The 11,478-nt window shown below is 69.9% G+C and carries 10 protein-coding genes; 2 read left to right on the forward strand and 8 right to left on the reverse strand.

The features are described from left to right. Together G6017_RS09040 and mqo are read right to left on the reverse strand one after the other, a co-directional pair. A partial coding sequence (locus G6017_RS09040; RefSeq protein ID WP_277819588.1) for a precorrin-2 dehydrogenase/sirohydrochlorin ferrochelatase family protein occupies positions 1–499 on the reverse strand: 499 nt, incomplete at its 3' end. Positions 500–633: 134 nt separating this feature from the next. After that, positions 634–2,115: a malate dehydrogenase (quinone) gene (gene mqo, locus G6017_RS09045; RefSeq protein WP_338404144.1), complete on the reverse strand. Its 1,482-nt coding sequence runs from the start codon at positions 2,113–2,115 to the stop codon at positions 634–636. Positions 2,116–2,262: 147 nt separating this feature from the next. Between mqo and G6017_RS09050 the strand changes: the two genes are divergently transcribed. Further along, positions 2,263–3,300, forward strand: a complete 1,038-nt coding sequence (locus G6017_RS09050; RefSeq protein ID WP_347237972.1) for an alpha/beta hydrolase — start codon at positions 2,263–2,265, stop codon at positions 3,298–3,300. 5 nt (positions 3,301–3,305) lie between these two features. Then, the gene (mtr, locus tag G6017_RS09055; RefSeq protein ID WP_182617041.1) at positions 3,306–4,706 is read left to right on the forward strand and encodes a mycothione reductase; all 1,401 of its coding nucleotides are present in this window, start codon (positions 3,306–3,308) and stop codon (positions 4,704–4,706) included. Positions 4,707–4,725: 19 nt separating this feature from the next. On the opposite strand, the gene G6017_RS09060 is transcribed toward mtr, so the two are convergent. The 6 genes from G6017_RS09060 to G6017_RS09085 all read right to left on the reverse strand — a co-directional run. Then, on the reverse strand, positions 4,726–6,204 hold the full coding sequence (locus tag G6017_RS09060) for a flavin-containing monooxygenase (protein WP_182617043.1): 1,479 nt from the start codon (positions 6,202–6,204) through the stop codon (positions 4,726–4,728). 101 nt (positions 6,205–6,305) lie between these two features. Continuing rightward, the gene (gene map / locus G6017_RS09065; protein WP_182609736.1) at positions 6,306–7,181 is read right to left on the reverse strand and encodes a type I methionyl aminopeptidase; all 876 of its coding nucleotides are present in this window, start codon (positions 7,179–7,181) and stop codon (positions 6,306–6,308) included. An 86-nt stretch (positions 7,182–7,267) separates the two neighbouring features. Then, positions 7,268–8,122 (reverse strand): GNAT family N-acetyltransferase, encoded by an 855-nt coding sequence (locus tag G6017_RS09070; RefSeq protein WP_182609735.1) that lies wholly within the window; start codon positions 8,120–8,122, stop codon positions 7,268–7,270. Between the two features lie 4 nt (positions 8,123–8,126). Beyond that, on the reverse strand, positions 8,127–9,275 hold the full coding sequence (ispG, locus tag G6017_RS09075; RefSeq protein ID WP_179525449.1) for a flavodoxin-dependent (E)-4-hydroxy-3-methylbut-2-enyl-diphosphate synthase: 1,149 nt from the start codon (positions 9,273–9,275) through the stop codon (positions 8,127–8,129). Positions 9,276–9,411: 136 nt separating this feature from the next. Further along, positions 9,412–10,629, reverse strand: a complete 1,218-nt coding sequence (locus G6017_RS09080) for a M50 family metallopeptidase (protein ID WP_182609734.1) — start codon at positions 10,627–10,629, stop codon at positions 9,412–9,414. 6 nt (positions 10,630–10,635) lie between these two features. Next, positions 10,636–11,478 (reverse strand): 1-deoxy-D-xylulose-5-phosphate reductoisomerase (locus G6017_RS09085; protein WP_182617045.1); only part of this gene is annotated, 843 nt, incomplete at its 5' end.

The raw sequence follows: 11,478 nt of genomic DNA on the forward strand, positions 1-11,478 counted from the left end.
CCGTCCCCCGCAGCCTCTCCTCGACCTCCGGCGCCTCGGCGCCGGCGTCGCTCAGAGCGCGGGCGACCACATCACGGGCCTCGGCGGTCCGTGCGCGGTCCCCGGTGAGCACCGCCACCACCATCTCGTCGCGGCGGACGACGGCGGGCGTCACCGCGGTGCCCGAGTTGACGGCGTCCGACCGCACGCAGAAGGTGCGATCCTGCTCGGCTTCGGCGGCGACCCTGGCGTTGACCAGGGAGTCCTTGGTTGCCGCCACCACGTACCAGGCGCCCTCCAGGTCGCCGGACCGGTACTCACGGGCCTCCCACCGGATGCGTCCGGAGTCGACCAGTCCCTGCAACGTGGGCGTGATCTCAGGACTCACCAGGTGGACGACGGCACCCGACTCGAGGAGCACCGGGATACGCCGCTGGGCCACCGATCCGCCGCCGATCACCACGACCCGACGGCCTTCGAGGTCCAAGCCGACGGGGTACGGGTTCACGGGCCGGATCATGCCGCCGATCCTATCCGCCGTCGGTGGCCGCGACCGCCTCGGCCCCGAGGCACTGTGATACGCGTCATCCCCCGGCCACAGCGACGCGGCGACCGGGGGATGAGGGTTCGTACGGGGCGGGGTCCGGCCCGCCGTCAGGCCCTCTGATCGAGCTTGAGGGTGCGGGTCGAGCGCTCGAACTGCTCGGCGAACAGGCCCTCTTCCGCGGCCAGGTCGCGACCGAGGGACGGGATCATCTCCTCGAGCGCGGGCTTCCAGTCCGCGAACCGGCTCGGGAAACAGCGCTGCAGCACATCGACCATCGCGTCGACGGCCGTGGACGCACCGGGGGACGCCCCCAGCAGACCCGCGATCGAGCCGTCTGCGGCGTTGACCACGGCGGTACCGAACTCGAGGGTCCCCCCGCGCCCGTTGGGCTTGATCACCTGGACACGTTGGCCGGCGACGACCTTCTCCCACTCGCCGTCCTGCGCGGACGGCACGAAGTCCCTGAGGGTCTCGACACGCGCGCCGTGATTCTTGGCGAGCTCGGTGATGAGGTACTTGACCAGGCCCATCTCGGTGAGCCCGATGTTGGCCATGGGCAGCAGATTGCCCGGACGGATGCTCGAGGGCAGGTCCATGAAGCTGCCCATCTTGAGGAACTTCGGGGTCCAGCCGGCGAACGGGCCGAAGAGCAGCCCCTTCTTGCCGTCGATGACGCGCGTGTCGAGGTGCGGAACCGACATCGGCGGCGCGCCGACCGACGCCTGGCTGTACACCTTGGCCTGGTGCTGGTCGACGAGGTCGGGGTTGGTGCAGCGCAGCCACTGGCCCCCCACGGGGAACCCGCCGATGCCCTTGATCTCCGGGATGCCCGACTTCTGCAGCAGGTGCAGGGCACCGCCGCCGGCTCCGACGAAGACGAACTTAGCATCGACCGTGCGCTCGTCGCCGGTGTGGCGGTTGGCCACGGTCAGCCGCCAGGTGCCGTCGGTGTTGCGCTCGAGATCCTTGACCTGGTTCTGGTAGTGGACCTCGGTGCCCGTCCTGGTGAGGTACTTGACGAACTGCCGGGTGAGTGCCCCGAAGTTGACGTCGGTGCCGTTCTCGAAGTGACTGAGGGCGAAGGGCTGGTCGGCGGACCGGCCACGGGCCATGAGCGGGACCAGCCGCTCGAGTTCTCCGAAGTCGGTGGTGTGACCCATCCCGGGGAACAGGGGGTGGCCGGCGAGCCTGTCGTACCGCTTCCGCAGGTACTCCTGCCCGGCCTCACCGGCCACGAAACTCATGTGCGGGACCGGGCGGATCCACTCCGTCGGGTCGCCGAGGATCGTGTTCTCCACGGCATAGGACCAGAACTGCCGCGAGACCTGGAACTTCTCGTTGACGCTCACGGCCTTGGTGATGTCCACGTCACCGTCGGCGGTCTTGGGCGAGTAGTTGAGCTCGCAGAGTGCGGAGTGGCCGGTGCCGGCGTTGTTCCACGCGTCGGAGGACTCCAGCGCGGGGCCCTCGAGGCGCTCGAAGATCTCGATCTGCCAGTCGGGCTGGAGGCGACGCAACAGAGCCCCGAGCGTCGCGCTCATGGTGCCCGCGCCGATGAGCGCCACATCAGTCGTTCCGTGCTTTGCCACCTGGTCTGCAGTCACCGGTTACCCTCGCTGTTTGGTCGTGGACCCGAATTGGAATCGACACGGGACCGTCCGGCGACCCCGCGTCCACCGGATCCCAAGACTACTCACCGGTCTGCCCCCGCGGCACACCGGACTAGGGTGGTCGTCGTGCCTCCGCCCTCCCCCGATGCCGTCGCCCCCACCGGATCCGGTGCGCAGTGGACCCCGGACCTGCTGGGCCCGTCCTACCGGCGTCTCGAGCTCCCACTCGGGACCGATCCGGACGGCGAGGGACCGATATCGGCCACTCTCGTGCGGCACGAGGACGCACCCGAGCGGCCCGTCGCCGCCCTGCTCGTGGTCCACGGTCTGTCCGACTACTTCTTCCACACCCATCTCGCCGAGTTCCTCGCCGGTCGCGGCATCGCGACCTACGGCGTGGACCTGCGCAAGTGTGGACGCTCCAGGCGGGACGGCCTGACGCCGCACTTCACCACCGACCTGAAGAGATACGACGACGAGCTGGACCGGTCACTGGCCGTGATCGCCGCCGAACACCCCGGACTCCCCGTCATCGTGGCCGCGCACTCCACCGGCGGACTGGTGGTACCGCTCTGGCTCGGGCGGCGCCGCGACCGGGGCTCGCTGGACCCCGTCGTGGGGCTGGTCCTGAACTCCCCCTGGTTCCAACTCGACGTCCCCGACCGCGCCCGACCCCTGTTGGACCCGGTCATCCGAACCCTGGGTTCCGCGAGGCCCTATTACCGGCTGCCCCTGAAGACCTCGGACCGGTACGTGGTGAGCACCCACATCGACCACGACGGGGATTTCCACTTCGACACCGCACTCAAGCCCCCGGGCGGGGTCGGGGTCCGGGCCGGATGGCTCGCGGCCGTCCGCCGGGCGCAGAAGGCTCTCCAGTCCGGGGTCCACCTTCCGCTCCCCGTGCTCCTGCTGAGGTCGACGGCGTCGTCCGTCGGCGCTCGCGGCGCGGGCGGTGTGCTCGACGTCGACACCGACCTGATCCTGGATGTCCGATCGATGGAGCGATTCGCCGACCGGCTCTCGGACCGGGTCACGGACATCCCCGTCGACGGCGCCCGACACGACGTGTTCCTCTCCCGCGCGGATGTGCTCGAGGTGGTCTTCCGGCACCTCGGCGACTGGCTGGACCAGATCCTCGCACCCCACACCAAGGAGTCCTGACGACCATGACCCAGACCCCCTCCCGGCACTTCGACCTCATCGTGATCGGCACCGGAAGCGGAAACTCGCTGATCGACGAGTCGTTCGCCGACAAGTCCGTGGCGATCTGCGAGAAGGGCCCCTTCGGCGGGACGTGCCTCAACGTGGGCTGCATCCCCACCAAGATGTTCGTCTACGCCGCGGACACCGCCGTGTCCGTCGCGCACTCGAGCACCTACGGGATCGACTCGACGCTCGACGGCGTCCGCTGGCCCGACATCGTCTCCCGGGTGTTCGACCGCCGGATCGACCCCATCGCCTCCAGCGGCGAGGACTACCGGCGCACACGGTGCGACAACGTGACCGTGTACGACGGTCACGCGACCTTCGTGGGTCCGCGCACCATCGACACGGGGACCGGGGAGATCATCACGGCCGACTCCGTGGTGATCGCCGCAGGCGCCCGCCCCTCGATCCCCGGGATCGTCGTCGACGCCGGCGTCGACTTCTACACCAGCGACGACGTCATGCGGATCCCCGAGCTACCCGGGTCGATGGTGATCCAGGGCTCCGGCTTCATCGCCTGTGAGTTCGCCCACGTGTTCTCGGCTCTCGGCGTGGAGGTGACCGTGATCGGCCGCTCGGACGTCCTGCTCAAGCACGTGGACCGGGAACTGGCCGAACGGTTCACCGACCAGGCCAGGCGGAGGTGGGACGTCCGCCTCGGCCAGCAGATCACCACGATGACCGCGACCGGCGAGGACCGGCGCGGGGTCGAGATCACCTTCGAGGACGGTTCGACCTGCTCCGGCGACGCGCTCCTGGTGGCGACGGGCCGCACCCCCAACGGCGACCTGCTCGGCCTCGACACCGCCGGCGTGGCGATGGACGGGGAGCTGGTCCGGGTCGACGAGTACGGCCGCACCACGGCCGACGGCGTGTGGGCCCTCGGCGACGTGAGCTCCCCCTACCAGCTCAAGCACGTCGCCAACCACGAGCAGCGGGTGGTCGGGCACAACCTGCGGCACCCTGACGACCTCCACCCCGTCAATCACCGGTTGGTGCCCTACGCCGTGTTCACCTGGCCGCAGATCGCCTCGGTCGGACTGACCGAGGCCGAGGCCCGGGAGGCCGGATACGACGTCACGGTCAAGGTCCAGGACTACGGGGACGTGGCCTACGGCTGGGCCATGGAGGATTCGGTCGGGTGCTGCAAGCTCATCGCGGACCGCACGACGGGGTTGCTCGTCGGCGCCCACATCATGGGTGCCCACTCGCCCTCCCTCATCCAGATCCTCATCCAGGCCATGGAGTTCGAGATCACCGTCCCCGAACTCGCGCGTCGCCAGTACTGGATCCACCCTGCGATGGCCGAGGTTGTCGAGAACGCCCTGCTCGGACTGGATTTCCCGGACCGGGGCTTCTGACCCGCCGCCCCGGCGGGCCTCAGCCGACCACGAAGTCCGCCGGGTCGACCGACCTCACCTGGCGTCGGTATCGGAACGTGAAGGTGGGCCACAGCGTCGAGTTCCGGCCCCGTGAGTCGATGTACCAGCTCGAACATCCACCGTCGTTCCACACGGTGCCGGCGAGTTCGCGGTCCATCCGGTCGGAATACCGGTCGAGGGCCTCCTCCCGCACCTCCACGGTCCCCCGATCCGCACGCCTCGACAACTCGAGCAGCCTCAGCACGTGCTCGGCCTGTGATTCGAGCATGTAGACGATCGACGAGTGCCCGAGGCTGGTGTTGGGCCCGAACATCAGGAAGAGGTTGGGGAACGCGGCGACCGTCACGCCGTTGTGCGCGCGGGGGCTGCCGTCCCAGTGTGCTGCGAGGGTCCGGCCGTCGGAACCGGTGACGACCCGCGCGATGGGCGGCTCGGTGGGCTGGAACCCGGTCCCGAAGATGATCACGTCGGCGGGGTGCTCGGCACCCCCGGAGTCGACGAGACCGCCCGGGGTCACCGAGGTCGCGGGTCCGGAGACCAGGGTGACGTCCCGCCGACACAGCGCCGGAAGCCATTGGCCGGTGAGCAGCACACGCTTACACCCGATCGAGAAATCCGGGGTGAGCACCGTCCGCATCCGCCGGTCCCGCACCTTGACCAGCAGGTAGAACCGGGCGAACCACTCGAACAACCGGAGGAGGAACCGGGCCCGGGTGAATGCCAGGACGTAGAGCTCACGGCCCGCGTAGACCCGACCCCGGACGATCTTCTGCACGAACGGGACACGCCGGTACAGCGCGCGGCGACGCCGGGAGACGGAACGGTCGAACCGGGGCAGGATCCATCCGGGTGTCCGTTGGAAGACCGTGACGTGGTCGGCGGTCCCGGCGATCTCGGGCACGAACTGCACGGCGGAGGCGCCTGTGCCGACCACCGCGACCTTCTTGCCGGCGAGGGGGATGTCGTGGCGCCAGCGCGCGGAGTGGAACACCTCGCCGTCGAAACCCTCGAGGTCCGGGAGCGGGGGCACGGAGGGTGCGGAGAGCGCCCCCGTCGCGACGATGAGATGGCGGGCCAGGACCTGCCCACGGCTGGTGTCGACGTTCCACCGGGCGGTGTCGTCGCCCCACCGCGCGCGGGTGACCTCGCAGGAGGTGACGAGTCGATCGCGGAGGCCGATCCTGTCCGCCACCCCGACGAGGTAGGCCTGGATCTCGCCCTGTCTGCCGAACGAGTGCGACCAGTCGGGGTGAGCGTGACCCGACAACGAGTACAGGGAGGTGGGCACGTCGCAGGCGCACCCCGGGTAGGTGTTGTCGCGCCAGGTCCCGCCGACCTCGTCGCCGGCCTCGACCACGAGGATGTCCCCGCCCCGTCCCTCCCGCAGGAGACGATCGGCCATCGCGATCCCCCCGAACCCGGCTCCGACGACGAGGATGTCGACGTGGTCCACAGGTCCGCGGGGAGTATCGATCATGATTGACATTATGGCGCGAGATGTCCATGACTCACGGCCGCATCGGGACAATCGTTCGACTCGGGTCGTCGGGGAGCCCGATCCGACCCGGCGGCGAGGCCTCAGCCTCCGCTCGGCAGCGTCAACACCTCGTACCCCTCGTCGGTGACGAGCACGGTGTGTTCGAACTGTGCGGTCCACGCCTTGTCCGCGGTGGTGACGGTCCAGTCGTCATCCCAGATGTCGAACCCGGGACCGCCCAGCGAGATCATCGGCTCGACGGTCAACGTCATCCCGGGCTCGAGGACCTCGGTCCGTGACGGCTCGTCGTAGTGGAGCACCACCAGGCCGTTGTGGAAGGTGGGACCCACCCCGTGCCCGGTGAACTCCCGGACCACCGTGTAGTCGAACCTGCGCGCGTAGGACTCGATGACACGCCCGATCACGTTGATCTCCCGGCCGGGGCGGATGGCCTTGATCCCGCGGTTCATGGCCTCTCGCGTCCGTTCGACCAGGAGCCGGTTCTCCTCGGCGACCTCACCCGCCAGGAAGGTGGAGTTGGTGTCGCCGTGGACTCCGTCGATGTACGCGGTGACGTCGATGTTGACGATGTCCCCGTCGAGGATGACCGTGGTGTCGGGGATGCCGTGGCAGATCACCTCGTTGAGGGACACGCAGCTGGACTTGGGGAACGCCTTGTACCCCAGCGTCGACGGGTAGGCGCCGTGGTCGCACATGTACTCGTGGGCGATCCGGTCGATCTCGTCCGTCGTGACCCCGGGTGCCACGGCACGCCCCGCCTCGACGAGGGCGTCCGCCGCTATCGTGCACGCCCTGCGCATCGCCTCGATCACTTCGGGCGTCTGCACCCACGGCTCGCCGTTGGCCTCGTCGACCTTCTCGCGCCAGACGTACTCGGGCCGCGGGATCGACTCGGGAACCGTCCGGATCGGGGTGGGATCGCCGGGGACGAGGGGCTGACGGGTTGAGGTGGTCATGGCCTCAAGGATAGGTGCGTTCAGGGGCTCGCCGCCGACCCGGCCCGACCGCGGGTGCCCGGGTGCCGCCACCGTGGCCCGGCGGGTCACATCAGGACGGTCGCGTAGTCGACCACGTCGACCATCCCGACCCGCCGGTACGCCGAGCGGGCCGCGGCGTTGGATCCGTTGACCACCAGGGACGGGGTCAGTCGACCGGCCTGGAGGGCGGCGCACACCGCGGCGATGCCGCCGGTCCCGAGCCCCGCACCCCTCCTGCCGGGCCGGACCCACACCCCCTGGATCTGCGCCGACCACGGAGAGACTGCGGCGACGTCGGCCTTGAAGAACACCTCTCCGTCGTCGACCCCGATCCAGGTCCTCCCCCTCGCCAGGGAGCGCGCGACCCGGCGGCGGAACGGTATCCCCGACCCCACGGCGAACGGATCGGAGCCCAGCTCCTCGCGGTACATCGCCGCCGCGGCCGCGAGCACCTGCTCGAACTCGAGGAGGGTCGCGGCCCGGATGTCGCCGAGCACGAGGGACCGGTCCACCGGGTGCCGCAGCGCCATGAGGTGCTGCGCCCCGCGGAGTTCCCTGGACGGCCCCCAGCAGGAACCGAGGGCACCCCACAGCGCGGAGACCTGATCCCTCCGCCCGTGGACGGACATGGGGCCGAACCCCAGGCCCGCCACCGCGAGACCGAGCTCGTGGTGATCATGTGCGTCACCACGGAGTGGCAGCACCGAACTCCCCACGAACACCAGCGACCTCTCGGGGCCGCCCAGCGTGAGGAACCGCCCCTCCGGCCCGGGCACCGCGCCGGACGCGGCGAACTTCTCCGCCGCGGGACACGAGACCAGGGGGTCGGATTCGAGGACGCCGAGCAGCGCGCGGGCCTCCCCGGGGCCCACCCCGCGGCACCCGCCGGTCGCTGCCTCCGGCGCAGCCGTATCGGTCATCGGCCTATCGCGTGACCTTGACCTGGGGGCCCTGACCCGCTGCGGCCTCGCCGACGGGCTCGCCCATCTCCTCCGCGATCCGCATGGCCTCCTCGATGAGGGTCTCGACGATCATCGCCTCCGGCACGGTCTTGATGACCTCGCCCTTGACGAAGATCTGGCCCTTGCCGTTGCCCGAGGCCACGCCGAGATCGGCCTCGCGCGCCTCGCCGGGTCCGTTGACCACGCACCCCATGACGGCCACGCGCAGGGGGACGCTCATCCCCTCGAGGCCGGCGGTGACCTCGTCGGCGAGCTTGTAGACGTCCACCTGGGCACGACCGCACGACGGGCAGGAGACGATCTCGAGCTTGCGCGGGCGCAGACCCAGTGACTGCAGGATCTGCGAACCGACCTTGATCTCCTCCACCGGCGGCGCGGAGAGCGAGACCCTGATGGTGTCGCCGATCCCCTCCGACAGCAGGGCTCCGAACGCGACCGCGGACTTGATGGTGCCCTGGAACGCGGGCCCGGCCTCGGTGACTCCGAGGTGGAGCGGGTAGTCGCTCTTCGACGCGAGCTGACGGTAGGCCTCCACCATGATCACGGGGTCGTTGTGCTTGACCGAGATCTTGATGTCGCCGAAACCGTGTTCCTCGAACAGCGAGGCCTCCCACAGCGCGGATTCCACGAGCGCCTCCGGGGTGGCCTTGCCGTACTTGGCGAGCAGACGCGGATCGAGGGACCCGGCGTTGACGCCGATCCGGATGGGGATCCCCGCCGCACCGGCCGCCTTGGCCACCTCGGCGACCCGTCCGTCGAACTCCTTGATGTTGCCGGGGTTGACGCGTACCGCCGCGCACCCGGCGTCGATCGCCGCGAAGATGTACTTGGGCTGGAAGTGGATGTCCGCGATGACGGGGATCGGCGACTTGCGCGCGATGGTCTCAAGGGCGTCGGCGTCCTCCTGACGGGGGCACGCCACGCGGACGATGTCGCAGCCCGCCGCCGTGAGTTCGGCGATCTGTTGGAGCGTGGCGTTGACGTCGTGGGTCTTGGTGGTGGTCATGGACTGGACCGACACCGGATGATCGCTGCCCACACCGACCTGGCCCACGAACAGCTGCCGCGTCTTCCGGCGCGGCGCGAGGACCGGCGGTGGACCGTCTGGCATTCCCAGTCCGACGGGGATGGAGGAGGAGTCGTTCACAACAGGGCCTTCCGTAGGGGTCGCCAGCCGGGTGCTCGCGGATCCCGTCCGCCATTATCCGCGTTCCGGGGCGCGGGGGCGAGATCGGGAGTCCGGACGCTCATCCCGTCAGCAGTATGGGGTTGACGAAGTCCGCGGTGATGACGATCGCGGACACGCCCATCAACAGGACGAACACACCGATGGTGATCGGCGCGAGTTTCTCGTAGTCCGCCGGGCCGCCCGGTGCCAGCCCGCGGAGCCGCCGTAGCGCGTCGCGGATCTTCTCGTAGAACACCACCGCGATGTGGCCGCCGTCGAACGGGGTGAGCGGGACGAGGTTGAACGCCCCGAGGAACAGGTTCAGCCCCGCGAGGAAGAGCAGGAACAGCCACCACGCACCCTGCTCGGCCGCCTGGCCACCGATGTGGCTCGCACCCACCACGGAGACCGGCGAGTCATCGGCCCGTTCGGCGCCGAAGATCGACGCCGCCACCGCCGGGATCTTGGACGGGAACGAGATGAGTCCGTCGATCGTGGCCTCGATCATCTCCCCGGTGAACACGAAGGTCGCCGGGACCGCACCGAGCGCGTCGTAGGTGTTGACCGTCTGGTAGGCGGGGTCGGCGAGGATCTCCGGGGGGATGCCGTCCTCGGACAGTCGCACCCCCAGCGCACCCCTCTCCTGACCCGCGACGGAGGACGAGGTCAGGCTCGCCGTCGTCGTCACGGTCTCCCCCGCCCGGTCGAGCGTGACGGGGACCGTCTGGCCGGGACGCGCGGAGACCACCTCGGACAGATCGGACCAACTGCCCACGGGGAGGCCGTCGACGGAGGTGATCCGGTCGCCGGCGAGGATGCCGGCCTCACCCGCCGGGCCGACACCGACCCCACACCGGTCCGCACCGGCGCAGGTGTCGCCCACCACCGCCGCGACCCGGTCGGTCGGGATCGGTTGGACGTCACGGTTGACCAGCCCCCAGCCCACGGCGACCGTGTAGAAGAGCGCGATGGCCAGGACGATGTTCATGGCCGGGCCGGCCAACAGGACCGCCACCCGTTTCCACCACGCCTGACGCCACATCGCCCTGGGCTCGTCCTCCGGGGCCAACTCGTCGTACGCGGTCATCCCCGCGATATCGCAGAACCCACCGAGCGGGACCGCCTTGAGTCCGTACTCGATCCCGCCGCGGCGCACCGACCACAGTGTCGGACCGAAACCGACGAAGAACCGACGGACCTTCATGCCCGACCACTGCGCCACCCGCATGTGTCCGTACTCGTGGAGCACGATCGACACCATGATCCCGAGTGCGAAGAGCACGATCCCGAGCACCATCACGACTCAGCCCTCCCGGTTCGCGACGAGCGTGGCGGCACGGCGCCGTGCCCACGACTCCGCCGCCGTCACGTCGTCCAGGTCGCGGGGATCGGACGACCACTCGTCCGCGGCCGCGACCGTCTCGGCCACCACGTCGACGATCTCGGTGAAGCCGATCCTCCCGTCGAGGAAGGCCGGCGCGGCCTCCTCGTTCGCGGCGTTGAACACCGCCGTGCGCAGCCCTCCCGCCGATCCGGCCGCGCGGGCGACGGAGATCGCCGGGAACGTCTGCTCGTCCACGGGCTCGAACGTCCAGGAGTGGGACCGGGAGAAGTCGAGAGGTGTCGTGGCCCCGGGGATCCGGTCCGGCCAGCCGAGGGCCAGCGCGATGGGCAGCTTCATCGACGGAGGAGACGCCTTGGCGATGGTGGCACCGTCGACGAAGGTCACGGCCGAGTGGACCACCGACTGGGGGTGGACGGTCACCTCGATCTTCTCGTACGGCACCCCGAACAACAGATGCGCCTCGATGAGCTCGAGCGCCTTGTTGACCAGGGTGGCCGAGTTCAGTGTGATCATCCGCCCCATCGCCCACGTGGGATGCCGCAACGCCTGCTCCGCGGTGACGTCCGCCAGCTGCGCGCGCGTCCTGCCCCGGAACGGACCTCCGGACGCGGTCAGGACGAGGCCGGCGACCTCGTCCGCGGTGCCCGATCGCAGGCACTGCGCCATGGCCGAGTGTTCGGAGTCCACGGGCACCAACTGCCCCGGGGCGGCGGCGCCGGTCACCAGCGCACCACCGGCGACGAGCGACTCCTTGTTGGCCAACGCCAGGCGGGCGCCGGTCGCCAGCGCGGCGAGGGTGGG

It is taken from the genome of Dietzia sp. B44, from assembly GCF_014145245.1.
Lineage (GTDB): Bacteria > Actinomycetota > Actinomycetes > Mycobacteriales > Mycobacteriaceae > Dietzia > Dietzia natronolimnaea.

Excerpts from the sequence above, each read along its gene's own strand:
- mtr (WP_182617041.1), top strand. The coding sequence starts at position 3,306 with ATGACCCAGACCCCCTCCCGGCACTTCGACCTCATCGTGATCGGCACC.
- G6017_RS09060 (WP_182617043.1), bottom strand. The coding sequence starts at position 6,204 with ATGATCGATACTCCCCGCGGACCTGTGGACCACGTCGACATCCTCGTC.
- map (WP_182609736.1), bottom strand. The coding sequence starts at position 7,181 with ATGACCACCTCAACCCGTCAGCCCCTCGTCCCCGGCGATCCCACCCCG.
- G6017_RS09070 (WP_182609735.1), bottom strand. The coding sequence starts at position 8,122 with ATGACCGATACGGCTGCGCCGGAGGCAGCGACCGGCGGGTGCCGCGGG.
- ispG (WP_179525449.1), bottom strand. The coding sequence starts at position 9,275 with ATGCCAGACGGTCCACCGCCGGTCCTCGCGCCGCGCCGGAAGACGCGG.
- G6017_RS09080 (WP_182609734.1), bottom strand. The coding sequence starts at position 10,629 with ATGGTGCTCGGGATCGTGCTCTTCGCACTCGGGATCATGGTGTCGATC.